General features: G+C 69.8%; 17 protein-coding genes and 1 pseudogene. 12 read left to right on the top strand and 6 right to left on the bottom strand.

Annotated elements, in window-relative coordinates:
- Positions 1-56 precede the first annotated feature (56 nt).
- Positions 57-2,099: an NAD(+) synthase gene (locus tag NF20_RS20410; RefSeq protein ID WP_003875870.1), complete on the top strand. Its 2,043-nt coding sequence runs from the start codon at positions 57-59 to the stop codon at positions 2,097-2,099.
- 48 nt (positions 2,100-2,147) lie between these two features.
- Here the strand turns inward: NF20_RS20410 and NF20_RS20405 are convergent, their stop codons facing one another.
- The 5 genes from NF20_RS20405 to NF20_RS20385 form a co-directional block, all read right to left on the bottom strand.
- Complete coding sequence (locus NF20_RS20405; protein ID WP_033711365.1) at positions 2,148-2,555, bottom strand: hypothetical protein; 408 nt, start codon at positions 2,553-2,555, stop codon at positions 2,148-2,150.
- Positions 2,556-2,696: 141 nt separating this feature from the next.
- Positions 2,697-3,266, bottom strand: a complete 570-nt coding sequence (locus tag NF20_RS20400) for a 3-isopropylmalate dehydratase small subunit (protein ID WP_003875872.1) — start codon at positions 3,264-3,266, stop codon at positions 2,697-2,699.
- The gene (locus NF20_RS20395) at positions 3,263-4,510 is read right to left on the bottom strand and encodes a 3-isopropylmalate dehydratase large subunit (protein ID WP_009975985.1); all 1,248 of its coding nucleotides are present in this window, start codon (positions 4,508-4,510) and stop codon (positions 3,263-3,265) included. The genes NF20_RS20400 and NF20_RS20395 overlap by 4 nt, the downstream gene beginning before the upstream one ends.
- A complete protein-coding gene (locus NF20_RS20390; RefSeq protein ID WP_033711364.1) occupies positions 4,501-5,388 on the bottom strand; it encodes an isocitrate lyase/PEP mutase family protein in 888 nt (295 codons plus the stop codon). Before NF20_RS20390 ends, NF20_RS20395 begins: the two co-directional genes overlap by 10 nt.
- A gap of 12 nt (positions 5,389-5,400) precedes the next feature.
- Positions 5,401-6,831, bottom strand: a complete 1,431-nt coding sequence (locus tag NF20_RS20385) for an MmgE/PrpD family protein (protein WP_023898230.1) — start codon at positions 6,829-6,831, stop codon at positions 5,401-5,403.
- A gap of 81 nt (positions 6,832-6,912) precedes the next feature.
- On the opposite strand from NF20_RS20385, the gene NF20_RS20380 reads away from it, so the two are divergent.
- Positions 6,913-7,725 (top strand): GntR family transcriptional regulator, encoded by an 813-nt coding sequence (locus NF20_RS20380; protein WP_023898232.1) that lies wholly within the window; start codon positions 6,913-6,915, stop codon positions 7,723-7,725.
- Here the strand turns inward: NF20_RS20380 and NF20_RS20375 are convergent.
- Entirely contained in the window at positions 7,722-8,600 is an 879-nt protein-coding gene (locus NF20_RS20375; protein WP_003875877.1) for a ribokinase, read from the bottom strand. The genes NF20_RS20380 and NF20_RS20375 overlap by 4 nt on opposite strands.
- A gap of 157 nt (positions 8,601-8,757) precedes the next feature.
- Between NF20_RS20375 and NF20_RS20370 the strand changes: the two genes are divergently transcribed.
- The 10 genes and pseudogenes from NF20_RS20370 (at position 8,758) to NF20_RS26700 (ending at position 19,541) form a co-directional block, all read left to right on the top strand.
- Positions 8,758-10,953 carry an adenylate/guanylate cyclase domain-containing protein gene (locus tag NF20_RS20370; protein WP_009975992.1) on the top strand — a complete coding sequence of 732 codons (2,196 nt, stop codon included), beginning with the start codon at positions 8,758-8,760 and terminating at the stop codon, positions 10,951-10,953.
- Positions 10,953-12,356, top strand: coding sequence for a mechanosensitive ion channel domain-containing protein (locus tag NF20_RS20365; protein ID WP_033711363.1), 1,404 nt, complete (start codon positions 10,953-10,955; stop codon positions 12,354-12,356). The genes NF20_RS20370 and NF20_RS20365 overlap by 1 nt, the downstream gene beginning before the upstream one ends.
- 64 nt (positions 12,357-12,420) lie before the next feature.
- Entirely contained in the window at positions 12,421-13,728 is a 1,308-nt protein-coding gene (locus tag NF20_RS20360) for a glutamate-5-semialdehyde dehydrogenase (protein WP_162291314.1), read from the top strand.
- 33 nt (positions 13,729-13,761) lie between these two features.
- On the top strand, positions 13,762-14,637 hold the full coding sequence (locus NF20_RS20355; RefSeq protein WP_003875882.1) for an AAA family ATPase: 876 nt from the start codon (positions 13,762-13,764) through the stop codon (positions 14,635-14,637).
- 10 nt (positions 14,638-14,647) lie between these two features.
- Entirely contained in the window at positions 14,648-16,096 is a 1,449-nt protein-coding gene (locus tag NF20_RS20350; protein WP_019732743.1) for a vWA domain-containing protein, read from the top strand.
- 133 nt (positions 16,097-16,229) lie between these two features.
- Positions 16,230-16,898 carry a nicotinate-nucleotide adenylyltransferase gene (nadD, locus tag NF20_RS20345; protein ID WP_023865584.1) on the top strand — a complete coding sequence of 223 codons (669 nt, stop codon included), beginning with the start codon at positions 16,230-16,232 and terminating at the stop codon, positions 16,896-16,898.
- Positions 16,895-17,290 (top strand): ribosome silencing factor, encoded by a 396-nt coding sequence (rsfS, locus tag NF20_RS20340; protein ID WP_019732741.1) that lies wholly within the window; start codon positions 16,895-16,897, stop codon positions 17,288-17,290. The genes nadD and rsfS overlap by 4 nt, the downstream gene beginning before the upstream one ends.
- Positions 17,287-17,961 carry a glucosyl-3-phosphoglycerate phosphatase gene (gpgP, locus tag NF20_RS20335; protein ID WP_003875886.1) on the top strand — a complete coding sequence of 225 codons (675 nt, stop codon included), beginning with the start codon at positions 17,287-17,289 and terminating at the stop codon, positions 17,959-17,961. The genes rsfS and gpgP overlap by 4 nt, the downstream gene beginning before the upstream one ends.
- Positions 17,951-18,700, top strand: coding sequence for a diglucosylglycerate octanoyltransferase (gene octT / locus NF20_RS20330; RefSeq protein ID WP_009976005.1), 750 nt, complete (start codon positions 17,951-17,953; stop codon positions 18,698-18,700). The genes gpgP and octT overlap by 11 nt, the downstream gene beginning before the upstream one ends.
- Positions 18,701-18,708: 8 nt before the next feature.
- A pseudogene (locus tag NF20_RS26700) lies at positions 18,709-19,541 on the top strand (DegV family protein).
- Positions 19,542-19,548: the final 7 nt, after the last annotated feature.

Genomic DNA, 19,548 nt, shown 5'->3' with positions numbered 1-19,548 from the left:
GTCCGGGATACCCGGCGGCCAGCAGTTGACACGCGTGGGGCGACAATGGAAGGGCGATGGACTTTTACAACGCTTACAGCCAGGGCTTCGCCCGCGTCGCCGCGTGCACGCATCGCACCGTCATCGGTGACCCCGCCGCGAACGCCGAGTCGGTGCTGCGGCTGGCCCGCGCCTGCCACGACGACAGCGCGGCGCTGGCCGTCTTCCCGGAACTGACGCTGTCCGGGTATTCCATCGAAGACATCGTGCTGCAGGACCTGTTGCTCGACGACGTGGAGCAGGCCATCGCCGCGATCGTGGCGGCCTCGGCCGATCTGTTGCCGGTCTTGGTGGTCGGGGCCCCGGTGCGGCACCGGCACCGGATCTACAACGCCGCGCTGGTGATCCATCGCGGCGCGCTGCTCGGTGTGGTGCCGAAGTCCTACCTGCCCACCTATCGGGAGTTCTACGAGCGCCGTCAGATCGCGCCGGGCGACGACGAGCGCGGCACCGTCCGCGTCGCCGGCCTCGAGGCGCCGTTCGGCCCGGATCTGCTCTTTGCCGCCTCCGACCTGCCCGGTTTCGTGCTGCACGTGGAGATCTGCGAGGACATGTTCGTGCCGATTCCGCCCAGCGCGCAGGCCGCGCTGGCCGGCGCGACGGTGCTGGCCAACCTGTCCGGCAGCCCCATCACGATCGGACGTGCCGAGGACCGTTGCCTGCTGGCGCGTTCCGCGTCCTCGCGGTGCTTGGCCGCCTACGTGTATTCCGCTGCCGGCGAAGGGGAATCCACCACCGATCTGGCCTGGGACGGTCAGACCATGGTGTGGGAAAACGGTGTGCTGCTGGCGATGTCGGAGCGGTTCCCGAAGGGGGAGCGGCGCAGCATCGCCGACATCGACACCGAATTGCTTCGCTCGGAACGACTTCGGATGGGCACCTTCGACGACAACCGGCGCCATCACCGGATCGCGTCGGAGTCGTTCCGGCGCATCGAGTTCCGGCTCGACCCGCCGGCCGGCGACATCGGCTTGCGGCGTGAGATCGAGCGCTTTCCCTTCGTGCCCGCGGATCGCGAACGGCTGCAACAGGATTGCTTCGAGGCCTACAACATTCAGGTCGCCGGGCTGGAACAGCGGCTGCGCGCCCTGGACTACCCCAAGCTCGTCATCGGGATTTCCGGCGGGCTGGACTCGACACACGCGTTGATCGTCGCCGCCCGGGCCATGGACCGCGAACAACGGCCGCGCAGCGACATTCTGGCGTTCACGTTGCCCGGCTTCGCCACTGGGGACCGCACCAAACGCAACGCGATCGAGCTGTGCCGCGCACTGGGGGTGACGTTCTCCGAGATCGACATCCGCGAGACCGCCCAGCTGATGCTCAAGGAGATGGACCATCCCTTCGCGCGCGGCGAAAAGGTGTATGACGTCACCTTCGAAAACGTGCAGGCCGGCTTGCGCACCGATTATCTGTTCCGGCTGGCCAACCAGCGCGGCGGCATCGTGCTGGGCACCGGCGATCTCTCCGAACTGGGGCTGGGCTGGTCGACCTACGGTGTCGGCGACCAGATGTCGCACTACAACGTCAACGCCGGGGTGCCCAAGACGCTGATCCAGCACCTGATCCGCTGGGTCATCTCGTCGGAGGAGTTCGCGCCGGAGGTCGGCGCGGTGCTGCAGTCGGTGCTCGACACCGAGATCACCCCGGAGCTGGTGCCCAGCGGCGAGGAGGAGGAACTGCAGAGCAGCGAGGCCAAGGTGGGTCCGTTTGCGCTGCAGGACTTTTCGCTGTTCCATGTGCTGCGCTACGGGTTCAGGCCGTCCAAGATCGCGTTCCTGGCCTGGCATGCGTGGAGCGATCCCGAGCAGGGCAACTGGCCGCCCGGCTTCCCCGAGGACAAGCGACCGTCCTACTCGCTCAAGGAAATCCGGCACTGGCTGCAGGTCTTCGTGCAGCGGTTCTATTCGTTCAGCCAGTTCAAGCGCTCGGCGCTGCCCAACGGCCCCAAGGTGTCGCACGGCGGTGCGCTCTCGCCGCGCGGCGACTGGCGCGCCCCGTCGGACATGTCGGCGCGCATCTGGCTCGACGAGATCGAACGCGAAATCCCCGAGGACTAGCAACGGCGGCGGTGGGCCCGCCCGGGTTCGCCGAGCGGGCCCCGAACCTCACGCCCTGGCACGCCGCCAGCCCTGGTATTGCAGCTCGGCGAACACCAGCGTGTAGACGCCGGCCGCCAGGTTCAACACCACACCCGTCGACGTCAACGGGAACACGTCGGCGAGCACCAGCACCACGGCGGCCGCGGTGTAAAGCAGGTTGCCGATGATGACGGCCATGCCGGCGCGGCGCACCGAGGGCAGCGCGGCCAGCCCGAACACCAGCACGCCGTAACCGATCAAGAACGCGGACATGCCGTACTCGAAGGCCGTGGTGGTGCCGGACACCTCGGCGAGCCAGCCGACCAGCGGGATACCGGCCAGGCCGGCCAGCCCGCTGATGGCGGCGTCGGCGCGCATGGCCAGGCGGAGCAAACCGTCCCGGCCGGTGGTGCGGTCAATCGTGGTGGCGGACATGATTTTCCTTTCCGATGGCTGACAGGTCGCCACCGAGGCTGCTCGCCCACCACTGCCAGATCGACGCGCTACGCTGCCAAACACTGCCAACCGCAGGTCAGCGGGGTGGCGCGCGGTGTCGGCAACGGCGGCGTCGAGCGCTCATGCGCCGCTGCCCGCGCCGCGCATCGCCACCGTGGGCGAGCGCAGCAGGTCGGCCAGCTCGCCGGGCAGGTATCCCTGCCGGGCAAGCCGGGGCAGCACACCGCCGCTGTCGATGATGTCGAGGATCAGGTCGGGAAGTTTCGGGACGGTGCCCGAGGCGCCGGTGGTGTCGTTGCGCCAGCTGCCCTCGGCGAGGTCGAAGGTGCCGGTGTCGCCGTCGCGGAACACCGCGGTGGCGTCGGGGACGGTGATGGCCGGCAGCCCTGAGTTGACGGCGTTGCGGAAGAACAGCGAGTTGAATTCCTCGGCGACCAGCCCCGCGACGCCGAGTTCGACGAACAACGCCGCCACAGGTCGCGACGAACCCAGCCCGAAGTTCTTGCCGGCCAGCACGATATCGCCCGGCGACACCTCGTCGGTCCAGCCCGGCCGCACCTGGTAGAACACGTGTTTGGCGGCTTCGGCGGGCTGCATCTTCATCGCGAACGCCGGGTACATGGCGTCGGTGTTCAGGTTGTCGCCGAACACCCAGACCTTGCCGCGGAACATTAGCGAGCGCAGGGTCATGCGGTCACACTCCTCGGGTCGGTGATGTAGCCGGCGACCGCGGACGCCGCGACGGTGGCCGGCGAGGCCATGAAGATTTCGGCTTCGGTGCTGCCCATCCGGCCGGTGAAGTTGCGGGTGCTCGCGGTGATGCACACCTCGCCGGCCCCCAGCAGGCCCATGTGGTAGCCGAAGCAGGCCCCGCAGGTGGAATTGGTGACGACGGCGCCGGCGTCGGCGAGGTCCTGAAGGTAGCCGCGCCGCAAGGCCTCTCGATACACGGCCTGCGAGGCGGGGGTGATCAGCAGCCGCACGCCCGGCGCGACGGTCTTGCCGCGCAGCACCTCGGCGGCGATGCGCAGGTCCTCCAGCTGCCCGTTGGCGCAGGAGCCGATGAAGGCCTGGTCGATCTTCTGCCTGCCCAACCGCGACACCGGTGAACCGTTGCGGCTCACGGTGCCCGGCCGTGCCACGTAGGGTTCCAGCGTCGCCAGGTCGACGCGTCGGACGTCGTGGTATGCCGCGTCGGAATCCGGTGTGACGGCCTCGTATTCGACGACACCGCGTTCGGCCAGGAACGACGTCAGCACGTCGTCGGGCTCGAAGGTGCTGAAATCGGCGGACACCTCCGCGCCCTGGGTGGCGATGGTCCGCCGGTCGTGCATCGGGATGCCGGCCAAGCCCGGCCCGCCGAACTCGAGGTTCCGGTTGGGGGCGTCACCGTACTCGTCGGCGATGTGCAGGAAGATGTCCTTTCCGCTCACCACCTCCGGCTTGGCGCCGTGGAATTCGTAGCGGATGGTCGGCGCGACCTGGAACCAGGTGGTGCCGGTGCACATGATCGAGTAGATTTCGGCGGGCCCCAGACCACGGGCGGCGTTGTTGTAGGCGCCGGCCGCGCAGGTATGAGAGTCGGTGCAGGCCAGCACTTCTCCCGGACGGGCCAGCCCGTTCTCGGCGATCACCTGGTGGCAGATGCCGTGCCGGCCGACGTCGTAGAAGCGCTCGATGCCGAAGTCGGCCACGAACCTGCGGGCCTGCCGGCCGCCGTCGGCGTCCTTGATGGTGGGCGCGGGCACCGCGTGGTCCATGATCACCGCGAGCCTGTCGGGGTCGTGAATCCGGGTGGGGGATATCCACATGGTGGCGAATTGCAGGTCGATCAGGACGGTCATGTCGACGTCTACGACGACGGTGTCGCCCGATGACACGGAGTCCAGCCCGGCCTTGCGGGCCAAGATCTTCTCGATGACGGTCATGCCCATGTGCGGCCCCCGGTGTGTGCGTACTTCTCGTCGAGGGCCCGCCAGTGCGCCATGCCCACCAGGTCGAAGAAATCGCCCGGAGACGCCGGCAGATGGGCGGCCGGGTCGGTGCCGTTGAGGCCGCACAGGCTGTGCAGCATCGCGAACGTCGTGTGCATCAGCAGGTCGCCGGGGTGGATGGCGATGGCGTAACCCAGCTCGTGCAGCCGCGCCGCCGACTGCAGCGGCGTCAGGCCGCCGAGCACCAGGTTGATCAGCAGGGGTGCGTCGACTTCTGTTGCGATGCGCTCGATTTCGCCGGCGTCGTGCGGCGCCTCCACGAAGACGATGTCGGCCCCCGCGCGCGCGTACCGGTTGGCGCGCTCGATCGCCGCGTCCAGCCCGAGCGGGCCGCGCGCGTCGGTGCGGGCCACCACCAGCAGGTCGTCGTCGGATCGGACGTCCAGCGCGGCGGCCAGCGTCTGTTCGAACACCGCGGCGTCGACGACCTGCTTGTCGGGCAGGTGACCGCAGCGTTTGGGAAACACCTGGTCCTCCAGTTGGATGGCGGCCACCCCGGCCGCGTCGTAGGCGCGAACCGTGCGCACCACGTTCATGGGGCCGCCGTAACCGGTGTCGGCGTCGGCGATCAGCGGGACATCCCCCAATGCGGCCGCGATCATCGCCACCCGATCCGCCATCTCGGTCGCGGTGACCAGGCCGATGTCGGGCAGCCCGAACCCCGATGCCGCCACGCCGGCGCCGGTCAGGTACGCCGCAACGTGGCCGGTCCGGCGGGCCAGGTGCGCCGATAGCCCGTCGAAAACGCCTGGGGCGACGATGAGTTCGCCGTTGTCCAGCAATTGCCTGAGCCGCCTGCGGGCGGGTGTGGTGGCCATCTTCGTTCCTTGTCAGTCCAGTGCCCCAGCGACGGGGTCGGCCAGCAGGTCCATCAGGTTCTCGACGTCGATCAGGTCGTCGAGTCGGATCACTGCGCGTTCGATCGCCGCGGCGCGGCCGCGGCTGGTCACCCGGTCGGCCAGCGCGTGGAACTTCGCCACTACTTCGTCGTTGGTGACCGGATCGTTGGGCGCACCGTGCGGCAGCGCCACCCGGGCGCGGTGCACGGTTCCCTCGCGGGTGGTGACAGCGAGGTCGGTGCGGAACTTCTCGGTGATGTCGGCGTCGGCCAGTGATTCGTCGAGATGCACTCGGGTGGCCGAGATCAGCGCCCAGATGTCGTCGGCATCGAGGCGGGCCGCGGTGAATTGCTCGGGCAGCACGTTGCCGTCGAGCAGTGCGGCCGCGGTGGCGTACCCGATGTTCATCTGAGCGCCGATCGGGGTCAGCGGCCGCTCCGGTAGCCACCAGCCGTGCTTGTACACGGTCTCCCCGACGGTGATGTCGACCGAGGAGATGTTTTGCGGGGCAACAGAATTCCGCAACCTCCGGGCCGCGTCGATGGCCCCGTGCAGCCCGCCCATCGCGGCGTAGGACTTGACCATGATGAGCGAGGTCTCCCAGCGCTGGCCCAGGTCGGCGGTCAGTGCGGCGGCGTCGGGATCGTGGCCTTCACCGAATACACTGAGGAAACCCCCGTATTCGCGTTCGAACACCCGCTTGATGCCGGTGTAGCCGGCGGCCGCCAGGCCGGCCGCGTAAAAGCCGTTGCGTGCCGCCAGGCCGTGGTGCATCCGCTTACTCATCGCCTCGTACTGCGCGGCCATCAGACCGGCCGACTGGGTGCCGGCCAGCCCCAGGGCGTCTTCCAGTTGCGCCGGCGGCAGCGCGCGCAGCTTGCCGGACGCCATCGCCGCCGCGTGCGTGCCGAAGACCGGACCGGAATGCCATCCGCGGTCCAGCATTTGGGTGCCGTGCAGGGCGTGGCCGACGCGGGGACCGACTTCGAACCCGGCTATCGCGGCCAGCAGCAGCTCGCGGCCGGTCGTCGTCGCCGACCGCGTCGCCGCCGTGGACAGCAGCGCCGGGATCAGCAGCGAGCAACTGTGCAGCGGGGCCAACGGATGAAAGTCGTCGAGCTCGAAGCCCTGGATGAACGTGCCGTTGAGGACCGCGGCCGCGGGTGCGCTGGTCCGCCGGCCGGTTCCGATGACGATGCTGTCGCCGCTTCCCTCCAGGGTGAGGACGGCGTCGGTGGCGATGCGCGACCACGGCAGCTGCGCACCCACCAGGGCGCAGCCGATGCCGTCCAGCAGCAGGTGCTTGGCGCGGTCGACGACGGGCGGCGGGACGTCGTCGAGGGTCAGCTCGGCGACCCAGGTGGCGAGCAGCCCGGTGGGCCCGGCCGGATCGGTGACTGTCTCCTGCTGCAGGGCGGTCATGGCTCCCCTCGGACCGTGTGGCGATTTGTTATATGTTTATAACAACGAATCGAATCCTGCAAGCGAGATGGTGTGGAAGCATTGGGCATCGTGCAGCAGCGCAGCGACAAGGCCGGCCCGGTGACGGCGGCCGCCGGTGTGCCGTTGCACCGCCAGCTGTTTCTGGTGTTGCACGACGAAATCGACCGCGGCGTCATCGCCCCGGGTGAGGCGTTGCCCACCGAGCAGACGCTGTGCGATCAATTCGGGGTCTCTCGCATCACGGTGCGACGGGCGCTGGCGGACCTGGCCGCGCAGGGCTACATCGAGCGCCGGCAGGGCGTGGGTTCCTTTGTACGCCAGCATGATCCGACCGATGTGCCGACAGGGCGCTCATACCTGCAGGGACTGCGGCAGACCCAGTTCGAAACCGAGGCCGAAGTCGTCGAGCTGGGGGTGCGGTCCGCGCCCCGGGCGGTCGCCGAGGCCCTGGGGCGCTCCGGCGAGTTGTTACACATCGTGCGGGTGCGCCGGCAGCGCCGCACCCGCGAGCCGCTGATGGTGACCGACGCCTGGCTGCCGCCGGAGTTGGCCCCGGTGCTGACCGAGCGCGCGCTGCGGCGCGCGCCGCTGTATGAGCTGCTGTCGGCGAACGGGGTCGCCGTGGATCGGGTGCGGCACGAGATCACGGCCGAAATCGCCGGTCCGCGCAACGCGCAACTGCTCGACGTGCCGATCGGTGCCGCCCTGCTGAGGGTCAACCGGCTCGTCTACGTCGGCGACCGTCCGCACCACCACGTCTCGGCGCTGTTGTCGCCGAGCCGAAGTCGGGTGCTGCTCAGCCAGTCCGCCGACGACATGGAGACCGGCGACGGCCTGCGGATCGCCCACGACGTCGGCGGCCCGCGCGGCTAAGACTTACCACGCAAGGCCCTTTCGATTTCCTCGGCCCGCGGCGCGCAATCCCCGGCCCCGGGCACCAGGGTGGCCAGCGCACCCGCGGCGCAGGCCCGTCGCAACGCCAGCCGCCGCTGATCCGGCGAACCGGGCTCGAGTGGCCAGTTCGCCGCCAGCACCCCGGCGAACACGTCGCCGGCCCCGGTGGTGTCCACCGCATCGACGTCGGGGGAGGGCACCGAGTACTCGCCGTCGGCGCCGACGTAACGGGCACCGTGCGATCCCAGGGTGACCACCAAGTGCCTTGGCCGCCAAGGCCATTCGCTGGCCTCCTCCTCGTTGGTGATCACCACGTCGGCGGCGGCGGCCAGCTCGCTCAACGAGTCGGGGTCCCGGCCTGCCGGCGACGCGTTCACCACGACCACCGCTCCGCCGGACCGGGCGTGCCGCGCCGCCGCGACCGCGGTGGCGACCGGAATCTCGAGCTGGGTGAGCATCACGTCGCAGCCGGCGAGCACCGCGCGGGCACGCTCGTCGTTCAGCGTGAACCGCCCATTGGCGCCCGGGGCGACCACGATGGTGTTCTCGGCGTTGGCGTCGACGACCACGATCGCGGTGCCGCTGGGCCCGGGGATCTCGACGGCCCCGTCCAGCCCGACCCCGTTGGCCTGCAGGTGCGCCCGCAACTGCCCGGCGGCCGCGTCGTCGCCGACCGCGCCGACGAACTGCACCCGCGCGCCCGCCCGCGCCGCCGCCACCGCCTGGTTGCCCCCCTTGCCGCCGGGGGCCTGCCGCAACGACGACGCCAGCACCGTCTCGCCGGGCCGCGGCAGCGCGTCGACGGCCAGCGACAGATCGAGGTTCACACTGCCCACCACACAGACGTCTGTCATGGGCGCCGAGGTTAGTCGCCGCCCCGGCGGCCAAACTAGGCCAGGGGCGCGGGCCTTTTGCCGCGGATCCGCGTCACGGCAAACGGTCAATATCCGCGTGTCGGCACGCTAGTCTGCTGCGTTAGGCGCGCTTCTCCCGCGAGAAAAGGGCAGACGATTGACCACGAGCGAACTCACCGACGCCGAATCGGACATCGCGCCTGCCCCGGCGCCGCAACCCGCAAAGCGCACCCGGCGAACCCCGCTGCGCAGCCGGTTCCGGTTCGGCATCCAGTCCAAAATCCTGATCACCATGCTGCTGTCGAGCATCCTGGGGGTCGCGGTGATCGGGCTCATCGGCGCGGTGTCGGGGCGCAACGCGTTGCGCCAGGTCGAGTCCGAGCGGTTGATCGAGCTGCGCGAGGGGCAGAAGCGCGCGGTGCAGGCGCTGTTTCGGGAGGTGACGAACTCACTGATCGTCTGGAGCGGTGGTTTCACCATCAACGAGGCGACCGCGGCGCTCACCACCGGCTTCGCCCAACTGGCCAATGCGACCATCACGCCGGCCCAACAGCAGCAGCTGGTCAACTACTACGACAACCAGATGCTCAAACCGATCAAACACGCCACCGGTGACAGCATCGACATCAATGCGGTGCTGCCGAATTCCAATGCACAGAAATACGTTCAGGCGTACTACACCGCCGCGCCCCGGCCCACCCCCGACTCGCTGCCGGTGCAGGACGCCGGGGACGGCAGCGCATGGTCGGCGGCCAACGCCCGCTTCGATTTCTACGTCCGCGACATCGCCACCCGCTTCGACTACCGCGACGCGCTGCTGCTCGACACGCAGGGCAACGTCGTCTACAGCGTCATGAAGGGCCCCGATCTCGGGACCAACATCCTCACCGGCCCGTACCGCGAATCGAAGCTGCGCGAGGCCTACCAGAAAGCCTTGGCCTCCAACGACGTCGACTTCGTGTGGATCACCGACTTCCAGCCCTACCAGCCGCAACTCGACGCCCCGACCGCATGGGTGGTGTCCCCGGTCGGGATGAACGGGAGGATCGAGGGCGTGATGGCCCTGCCGGTGCCGGCCGCCAAGATCAACAAGATCATGACCGCCGGCGGTCACTGGGAAGCCGCCGGGATGGGCCCGGCCACCGAGACCTACCTGGCCGGCCCGGACGATCTGATGCGTTCCGACTCGCGGGTTTTCGTCGAGGATCCGCAACAATACCGGCGCGACGCCATCGACGCGGGCACCCCGCCGGACGTCGTGGACCGCGCGATCCACCTGGGCGGCACCACGCTGGTGCAGCCCGTCGCGACCGCGGGCCTGCGCGCGGCCCAGCGCGGCGAGACGGGCGTGGTCACCGCCACCGACTACATGGGCAACCGGGAGTTGGAGGCCTACGCCCCGCTGAACATCCCCAACTCCGACCTGCACTGGTCGATCCTGGCCACGCGGGACAACTCCGATGCGTTCGCGCGGCTGGGCCGGTTCAGCAAGAACCTGGTGATCGCGGTCACCGCAATGATTTTCGTGATCTGCGTAGCGTCGATGTTCGTCGCCCAGGCGGCGGTGCGCCCGGTCCGGCGACTCGAGGAGGGCACCCGCAAGATCAGCTCCGGCGACTACGACATCAACATTCCCGTCCGGGCCCGCGACGAGATCGGTGATCTGACAGCGGCTTTCAACGAGATGAGCCGAAACCTCGCGATCAAGGAAGAGCTGCTCAACGAGCAGCGCCGGGAGAACGACCGCCTGCTGCTGGCGCTGATGCCCGAGTCGGTGCTGCAACGCTATCGGGAGGGCGAGGAGACCATCGCCCAGAAGCACCAGGACGTCGCCATCATCTACGCCGACATCGTGGGCCTGGACGAGCTGTTCACCGAGATGCCGGAGGCCCAGCTGGTCGGCACCGTCGACGAACTCTTCCGCCAGTTCGACTCGGCGGCGGAAACCCTTGGCGTGGAACGCATTCGCACCTTCCACAACGGCTATCTGGCCAGCTGCGGGGTGGTCACACCGCGACTGGACAGCATTCACCGCGCCGTCGACTTCGCGCTGGAGATCGGCCGCATCATCGACCGGTTCAACAGCCAGACCGGCCACCAGCTGGGCCTGCGGATCGGCGTCAACACCGGCAACGTCGTCAGCGGTCTGGTGGGCCGCTCCGGCCTGGTCTACGACATGTGGGGCGGTGCGGTCAGCCTGGCCTACCAAATGCACAGCGGCTCACCGCAACCCGGGATCTACGTCAGCTCGCAGGTGTACGAGGCGATGCGCGACGTTCGGCAGTTCGCCCCGGCGGGCACCATCTCGGTCGGCGGGACTGACCAGGCCATCTACCGGTTGCTGGAGCGCTGATGAACGCCTTCGGCTCGTCGTGGTTCTACTGGGCGATCGGAATCGCGATCGGATTGCCGATCGGGATGATCGCGATCACCGAGATCCACGACGCCCTGCTGCGCAGGCAGAGCCCGCTGGCCCGGCAGGTGGGCCTGCTGCGCAACTACCTGCTGCCGCTGGGTGCGCTGCTGCTGTTTTTGGTTCAGGCGTCCGGGATTCCGGCCGGCCACATCCCGGTGCGGATCCTCACCACGGCCTTCGGCCTGCTGGTGTTGGTGCTGCTGCTGTCCGGGCTCAACGCGACCGTGTTCGAGCGTGCACCCGAAAAGAGTTGGCGCAAAAGGCTTCCCACCATCTTCATCGACGTCGCCCGGCTGGCCCTGATCTGCGTCGGGCTGGCGGTGATGTCGTCCTACATCTGGGGAGTGCGGATCGGCGGGCTGTTCACCGCGCTGGGCATCACCTCGGTCGTCATCGGCCTGATGCTGCAGAACTCCATCGGCCAAATCGTCTCGGGCTTGTTCATGTTGTTCGAGCAGCCGTTCCGGATCGACGACTGGCTGGACACCGGAACCACCAGCGGGCGCGTCGTCGAGGTGAACTGGCGTTCGGTGCACATCGACACCGGCGCCGGGATCCGCATCATGCCGAACTCGATGCTGGCGACCACGTCGTTCATCAACCTCAGCCGGCCGCCCGGACCGCACAAGGTGGCGATCGACACCACGTTCTCCACCGCGGACGCGCCCGACCGGGTGTGCGCGACGCTGTCCCGGGTCGCCCGCGCGTTGCCGCAAGTCAAACCCGGCACGGTCGCCCGCACGGTGCCCGTCGGCGCCGCCGGGTACCGCACCGTCATCTGGCTGGACTCACCCGCCGACGCCGGCGCCGCGAAGGCCACCTTCCTGCGCTGGGCCTGGTACGCCGCCCGGCGCGAGGAGCTGCACCTCGACGGCGCCGACGACGATTTCTCCACGGTGCAACGCGTGGAGCACGCGTTGGACACGGTCGTCGCGGCGGCCTTGCGGCTCAGCGCCGAGGAGCAGCGGTCGCTGCGGTCGGCGGCCAGGATCGTGCGGTACGGCGCCGACGAGATCGTGGAGGACGCCGGTCAGGTGCCGTCGGCGATGACGTTTCTGGTGTCGGGCCGGGTGCAGCTGACCGCGACGGCCGAGGACGGGACCGTCGTTCCGGTCAGCACCCTGGCCGAAGGCGAGTTCCTGGGGCTGACCGCGCTGACCCGGCAACCCAACCTGGCCAGCGCGTACGCGCTGGAGGAGGTCACCGCCCTGGAGATCGACCGGGAACACATCGAGCATCTGGTGACGCGGGCCCCGGCGCTGCTGCAGAACTTCGGCCGCATCCTCGAGGAGCGCCGCAGCAAGGTGCGCGGCGCCCGGCGCGGCGAGCGGGTCGGCTAGGGGCCGGCCGGGCCCGGCAGCGGGCCGCCTCACCCGGGCGTTTGCGGCCCGATACCCTGGTTCAATGGGTCTGCAAGCACCATTCCGCAGCGGTGGCGGCACCTCGCGCCCGCAGGGCCGGGCCGCACCCCGCGCGGTCGACCTGCGCCGCGAGGTGCACGACGCGGCGCGGCGCGCCCGGGTGGCTTCCCGGGTGCTGGCGCTGTTGCCCACCGTCGCCAAGGACCAGGCGCTGCGCTCGGCCGCGGACGCGATCGCCGGCCACGCCGAATTGATCCTGTCGGCCAACGCCGAGGACCTCGAGACGGCCCGGGCTGCCGGCACGCCCAGCGCCATGCTGGACCGATTGGCGTTGGACACCAAGCGGGTCGAGGGCATCGCCGCCGGGCTGCGCCAGGTGGCCGGGCTGCCCGACCCGGTCGGGGAGGTGCTGCGCGGCTACACGTTGCCGAACGGGCTGCAGCTGCGCCAGCAGCGGGTTCCGCTCGGTGTGGTCGGAATGATCTACGAGGGCCGGCCCAACGTCACCGTGGACGCGTTCGGTTTGGCGCTCAAGTCCGGCAACGCGGTGCTGTTGCGGGGCAGCTCCTCGGCGACGCGGTCCAACCAGGCGCTGGTCCAGGTGTTGCGGGCCTCGCTGGTCAGCGAGGACCTGCCCGCCGACGCGGTGCAGCTGCTGTCGGCCGACGACCGCGTCACGGTGACGCACCTGATCCAGGCCCGCGGCTTGGTGGACGTGGTGATTCCGCGCGGCGGGGCGAACCTGATCAACGCGGTGGTGCGCGACGCCCAGGTGCCCACCATCGAGACCGGGGTGGGCAACTGCCACGTGTACGTGCACGAAGGCGCCGACCTGGAGGTGGCGGAGCGCGTGCTGCTGAATTCCAAGACGCGCCGGCCCAGCGTCTGCAATGCGGCCGAGACGCTGCTGGTGGACGCCGCCATCGCCGAGGAGGCGTTGCCCCGGCTGGTGACCGCGCTTCAGGACGCCGGGGTGACCGTGCACGGCGGCTTCGCCCGCGACGCCACCGAGGACGACCTGCGGCGCGAGTACCTGTCGATGGACATCGCGGTGGCGGTGGTCGACGGCGTCGACGCCGCGATCGCCCACATCAACGAGTACGGCACCGGGCACACCGAGGCCATCGTCACGACGAATATGGCTGCGGCGCAACGGTTTACCGACGGTGTCGATGCCGCCGCGGTGATGGTGAACGCGTCCACCGCGTTCACCGACGGCGAGCAGTTCGGGTTCGGCGCCGAGATCGGCATCTCCACCCAGAAATTGCACGCCCGCGGTCCCATGGGGCTGCCCGAATTGACGTCGACCAAATGGATTGCGTGGGGAGACGGACAGACCCGTCCGGCCTGACCCGCATCCGAACGTGCTTGAGGAGAACCGATTGTGAGTGTGCCCGCCAGGCCCAGGCCGCTGTTCGCCGACATCGACGACGTCTCGCGGCGGTTGGCCGAGACCGGCTACCTGCCCGATACCGCCACCGCGACGGCGGTGTTCCTGGCCGACAGGCTCGGCAAGCCGTTGTTGGTCGAGGGCCCGGCCGGGGTGGGCAAGACCGAGTTGGCCCGCGCGGTGGCCCAGGCCACCGGCTCGGGTCTGGTGCGCCTGCAGTGCTACGAGGGGGTGGACGAGGCGCGCGCGCTCTACGAGTGGAACCACGCCAAGCAGATACTTCGTATTCAGGCCGGCTCCGGGGACTGGGACCAAACCAAGACCGACGTGTTCAGCGAGGAATTCCTGCTGCAGCGCCCGTTGCTGACCGCCATCCGCCGCACCGAGCCCACCGTGCTGCTCATCGACGAGACCGACAAGGCCGACATCGAGATCGAGGGCCTGCTGCTCGAGGTGCTCTCCGATTTCGCCGTCACCGTCCCGGAATTGGGCACGTTGACCGCCGAGCGGCCCCCGTTCGTGGTGCTGACCTCGAATGCCACCCGCGAACTCTCGGAGGCGCTCAAGCGGCGCTGCCTGTTCCTGCACATCGACTTTCCCAGTCCCGACCTGGAACGCCGCATCCTGCTGTCCCGGGTCCCCGAGCTGCCCGCGCATCTGGCCGACGAGCTCGTCCGGATCATCGGGGTGCTGCGCGGCATGCAGCTCAAGAAGGTGCCGTCCATCGCCGAGACCATCGACTGGGGACGCACGCTGCTGGCGCTGGGATTGGACACCATCGACGACGCCGTCGTCGCCGCCACGCTGGGCGTGGTCCTCAAGCATCAATCCGACCAGCAGCGCGCAACCGGCGAGCTGCGGCTGAATTAGGAACACCGCCATGGCCACCCGCCGCATCCGACCATCCCGGCCGCTCGCCCCGCACGGGCTGCCCGGCCACCTGGTCGGGTTCGTGGAAGCCCTTCGCGGAGCGGGGATTTCGGTCGGCCCGTCGGAGACGGTGGACGCCGGCCGGGTGATGGCCACGCTCGGCCTGGGCAACCGCGAGGTGCTGCGCGAGGGCCTGGCGTGCGCGGTCCTGCGCCGGCCGGATCACCGCGAAACCTATGACGCCATGTTCGACCTGTGGTTCCCGGCGGCGCTGGGCGCCCGCGCGGTGGTCACCGACGAGGACGCCGGGCCGGGCTCCGGCGAGGACGCGTTGCCGCCCGACGACGTCGAGGCGATGCGCCAGATGCTGCTCGACCTGCTGACCGAGAACCCGGATCTGGCCGACATGGACGAGCGCCTGGTCGCGATGATCGCCCGGATCGTGGAGGCCTACGGCAAATACAGCTCCAGCCGCGGCCCGTCGTTCTCGTCGTACCAGGCGCTCAAGGCGATGGCGCTGGACGAACTCGAGGGCAAGCTGTTGGCCGGGCTGCTCGCCCCGTACGGCGACGAACCCACCCCCACCCAGGAGGAGATCGCCAAAGCCCTTGCCGCGCAGCGGATCACCCAGCTGCGCAAGCTGGTCGACGCGGAAACCAAGCGGCGCACCGCCGAGCAGCTGGGCCGCGATCACGTCCAGATGTACGGCATCCCACAGCTTTCCGAGAACGTCGAGTTCCTGCGCGCCTCCGGTGAGCAGCTGCGCCAGATGCAACGGGTCGTCGCCCCGCTGGCCCGCACCCTGGCCACCCGGCTGGCGGCCCGCCGCCGGCGCAGCCGCGCAGGAACGATCGACCTGCGCAAGACGCTGCGCAAGTCGATGTCCACCGGCGGGGTGCCGATCGACGTGGTGCTGGCCAAGCCCCGCCCGGCCCGCCCGGAGCTGGTGGTGCTGTGCGATGTGTCCGGCTCGGTCGCCGGGTTCAGCCACTTCACCCTGCTGCTGGTGCACGCCCTGCGCCAACAGTTCTCCCGGGTGCGGGTGTTCGCGTTCATCGACACCACCGACGAGGTCACCCACATGTTCGGCCCGGAGGCCGACCTGGCCGTGGCCATCCAGCGCATCACCCGGGAGGCCGGCGTCTACAGCCGCGACGGCCATTCCGACTACGGCAACGCGTTCGCGTCGTTCGAGCAGAAGTTCCCCAACGTGCTGTCCCCGCGCACCTCGCTGCTCGTACTCGGCGATGGCCGCACCAACTACCGCAACCCGGAGGTCGAGCTGCTGAGCCACATGGTGACCGCCAGCCGGCACGCGCACTGGCTCAATCCCGAGCCCAAGCATCTGTGGGGCAGCGGCGACTCGGCCGTGCCGCGCTACCAAGAGGTCATCCCGATGCACGAATGCCGGTCCGCCAAGCAGCTCGCCGCGGTGATCGACCAGCTGCTGCCGGTGTGAGGCGCCGTTCCCGCCCGGCGTCACGCTGGCGTGACGCTCGGCGGCGCCGGTCACGCCAGCGTGACGCTCGGCAGCCCAGGGCGGCGGGCTGGAAAATCGGGCCAGGTCACCGGCTCAAGTAAGCTGGCACATCGTGCAAAAGCAGCTTCGCAGGTTGGGAGTGATGGGTGGGACGTTCGATCCCATCCATTACGGCCACCTGGTTGCCGCCAGCGAGGTCGCCGACCTGTTCGGCCTCGACCAAGTGGTATTCGTGCCCAGCGGGCAGCCCTGGCAGAAGGATCGGCACGTCTCGGCGGCCGAGGACCGCTATCTGATGACGGTGATCGCGACCGCGTCCAATCCCCGGTTCTCGGTGAGCCGGGTCGACATCGACCGCGCCGGCCCCACCTACACCCGGGACACCCTGCGCGACCTGCACGCGCTCAACCCGGACTCCGAACTGTTCTTCATTACCGGCGCCGACGCGCTGGCCTCGATCCTGTCCTGGCAGGGCTGGGAGACGCTGTTCGAGCTCGCCCACTTCGTCGGGGTCAGCCGCCCCGGCTACGAGCTGCGCCGCGAACACATCACCGGTGTGCTGGGTGAGCTGCCCGACGACGCGCTGACCCTGGTCGAGATCCCCGCGCTGGCCATCTCGTCCACCGATTGCCGTCAGCGCGCCGCGCAGCGCCGCCCGCTGTGGTACCTGATGCCCGACGGCGTGGTGCAGTACGTGTCCAAGCGCCGGCTCTACCGCTCCGAGCCGGGGCCCGCGGTGGCCGTCACCGAAACCAGGCTGAGCACAGGGGATCACCCATGAGCGCCACGCAGGAAGCCATCGACATGGCCACGGTGGCCGCCGGCGCCGCCGCCGCCAAGCTCGCCGACGACGTCGTCGTCATCGACGTCTCGGCCCAGCTGGCCATCACCGACTGCTTCGTGATCGCCTCGGCGTCCAACGAGCGACAGGTCAACGCGATCGTCGACGAGGTCGAGGAGAAGATGCGCAAGGCCGGCTACAAGCCCGCCCGCCGCGAGGGCGCTCGGGAGGGACGCTGGACGCTGCTGGACTATCGCGACATCGTCGTCCACATCCAGCACCAGGACGACCGCGACTTCTACGCCCTGGACCGGCTGTGGAGTGACTGCCCGGTGGTGCCGGTGAACCTGGACCAGGATCGGCACGACCCCGGCGACGCGGGCACGCCATGAAGATTCGTCGGCTGATCATGTTGCGGCACGGGCAAACCGAGTTCAACGCCGGCAGCCGCATGCAGGGCCAATTGGATTCCGAGCTCAGTGAACTCGGGCGGGCGCAGGCGGTCGCGGCCGCCGAGGTGCTCGGCAAGGCGCAGCCCCTGCTGATCGTGTCGTCGGACCTGCACCGCGCCTACGACACGGCGGTCCGGCTGGGGGAGCGGACCGGCCTGCCCATCCGGGTGGATCGGCGGCTGCGGGAAACCCACCTCGGCGACTGGCAGGGCCTGACCCACACCCAGGTGGACACCCAAGCCCCCGGCGCCCGCCTGGCCTGGCGCGAAGACGCCACCTGGGCGCCGCACGGCGGGGAAAGCCGGGTCGACGTCGCCGCCCGCAGCGTGCCGGTGGTGGCCGAACTGGTGGCCGGCGAACCGGAATGGGGCGATCCCGACGGCCCGGATCGGCCGGTGGTGCTGGTGGCCCACGGCGGTCTGATCGCCGCCCTGTCGGCGGCGCTGCTGAAGCTTCCGGTGCCCAACTGGCCGATGCTGGGCGGCATGGGCAACGCCAGCTGGGTGCAGCTGTCCGGCCATTCCGATGATGCCGCCGACGAATTCGACGACATCCGTTGGCGTTTGGACGTGTGGAACGCCTCGGCGCAGGTTGCCAACGATGTCCTCTGAACAGCGGCCGCGGCCCACCCTGCTGATCTTCGCCGACTCGCTGGCCTACTACGGGCCCACCGGGGGGCTGCCCGCCGACGATCCCCGGATCTGGCCGAACATCGTTGCCGCCCAACTCGATTGGGATGTGGAACTGATCGGCCGCATCGGCTGGACGTGCCGCGACGTGTGGTGGGCGGCGACCCAGGACCCGCGGGCGTGGGCGGCGCTGCCCCGGGCGGGTGCGGTCATCTTCGCCACCGGCGGCATGGACTCGCTGCCGTCGGTGCTGCCCACCGCGCTGCGCGAGCTGATCCGCTACGTGCGTCCGCCGCGGCTGCGGCGCTGGGTCCGCGACGGCTACGGGTGGCTGCAGCCCAGGCTCTCCCCGGTGGCCCGCTCCGCCCTGCCTCCGCACCTGAGCGTCGACTACCTCGAACAGACCCGCGGCGCAATCGATTTCAACCGTCCCGGCATCCCGATCGTGGCGTCGCTGCCCTCGGTGCACATCGCCGACACCTACGGCAGGGCCCACCACGGCCGCGCCGCCACCGCGGCCGCGATCACCGAATGGGCGCAAAGCCACGACATCCCGCTGGTGGATCTGAAAGCTGCTGTGGCAGAGCACATCATGAGCGGGCGGGGAAACCCCGACGGCATTCACTGGAACTTCGAGGCCCACCAGGCGGTGGCGGAGTTGATGCTCAAGGCGCTGGCCGAGGCCCTGCCGAACACCGTGCCGCCCACCGAGAAACGGTAGCGGCGCTCGTGGCTGTCGTGGTGGTCACCGACTCGTCGGCGCGTCTGCCGGCCGACCTGCTCGGGCAGTGGGGGATACGCGTCGTCCCGCTGCACATCCTGCTCGACGGCACCGATCTGCGCGACGGTGTGGACGAGGTGCCCGCCGACATTCACCAGCGCGCGGCGACGACCGCGGCGGCCACCCCGGCCGAACTCGCCGACGCCTACCAGCAGGCGCTGGCCGACAGCGGCGGCGACGGCGTGGTGGCGGTGCACATCTCGTCGGCGCTGTCCGGAACCTGCCGGGCCGCCGAACGTACCGCGGCCGACCTGGACCCCAACCTGCGCGTCGTCGACTCCAAGTCGGCCGCGATGGGCACCGGCTTCGTCGCGTTGGCCGCCGCGCGGGCGGCGGCCGCCGGCGCGCAGCTGGACGCCGTCGCCGACGCCGCCCGCGCCGCCGTGTCCCGCGGGCACGGCTTCATCGTGGTGCACCGGCTGGACAACCTGCGCCGCAGCGGGCGCATCGGCGGCCCGGCGGCCTGGCTGGGCACCGCGCTGGCGCTCAAGCCGCTGCTGCGCATCGACGACGGGAAACTCGTTCTGGCCCAACGTGTCCGCACCGCCGGTCACGCGACCGAGGCGATGATCGATCGGGTCTGTCAGGTGGTCGGCGACGGCGCCGCCGCGCTGGCGGTGCACCACGTCGACAACCCGGGCGGTGCCGCCGAGGTGGCCGCCGCGCTGGGCGAGCGGTTGCCGGCGTGCGACCCGGCGATCATCACCGAGCTGGGCCCGGTGCTGGCGCTGCACGTCGGGCGGGCGCCGTCGCGGTCGTCGTGCAGCAGCCGGGGTCCTAGGCCCGCG

The sequence above is a fragment of the Mycobacterium sp. MAC_080597_8934 genome (assembly GCF_000523975.1).
GTDB classification, from domain to species: domain Bacteria; phylum Actinomycetota; class Actinomycetes; order Mycobacteriales; family Mycobacteriaceae; genus Mycobacterium; species Mycobacterium avium.
The sequence above is the reverse complement of the archived record's forward strand: the minus strand, read 5'-3'. Positions and strand labels throughout refer to the sequence as shown.

Coding starts and splice junctions, on each gene's coding strand:
- NF20_RS20410 (WP_003875870.1), top strand. CDS start 57: ATGGACTTTTACAACGCTTACAGCCAGGGCTTCGCCCGCGTCGCCGCG.
- NF20_RS20405 (WP_033711365.1), bottom strand. CDS start 2,555: ATGTCCGCCACCACGATTGACCGCACCACCGGCCGGGACGGTTTGCTC.
- NF20_RS20400 (WP_003875872.1), bottom strand. CDS start 3,266: ATGACCCTGCGCTCGCTAATGTTCCGCGGCAAGGTCTGGGTGTTCGGC.
- NF20_RS20395 (WP_009975985.1), bottom strand. CDS start 4,510: ATGGGCATGACCGTCATCGAGAAGATCTTGGCCCGCAAGGCCGGGCTG.
- NF20_RS20390 (WP_033711364.1), bottom strand. CDS start 5,388: ATGGCCACCACACCCGCCCGCAGGCGGCTCAGGCAATTGCTGGACAAC.
- NF20_RS20385 (WP_023898230.1), bottom strand. CDS start 6,831: ATGACCGCCCTGCAGCAGGAGACAGTCACCGATCCGGCCGGGCCCACC.
- NF20_RS20375 (WP_003875877.1), bottom strand. CDS start 8,600: ATGACAGACGTCTGTGTGGTGGGCAGTGTGAACCTCGATCTGTCGCTG.
- NF20_RS20365 (WP_033711363.1), top strand. CDS start 10,953: ATGAACGCCTTCGGCTCGTCGTGGTTCTACTGGGCGATCGGAATCGCG.
- NF20_RS20360 (WP_162291314.1), top strand. CDS start 12,421: ATGGGTCTGCAAGCACCATTCCGCAGCGGTGGCGGCACCTCGCGCCCG.
- NF20_RS20350 (WP_019732743.1), top strand. CDS start 14,648: ATGGCCACCCGCCGCATCCGACCATCCCGGCCGCTCGCCCCGCACGGG.
- rsfS (WP_019732741.1), top strand. CDS start 16,895: ATGAGCGCCACGCAGGAAGCCATCGACATGGCCACGGTGGCCGCCGGC.
- gpgP (WP_003875886.1), top strand. CDS start 17,287: ATGAAGATTCGTCGGCTGATCATGTTGCGGCACGGGCAAACCGAGTTC.
- octT (WP_009976005.1), top strand. CDS start 17,951: ATGTCCTCTGAACAGCGGCCGCGGCCCACCCTGCTGATCTTCGCCGAC.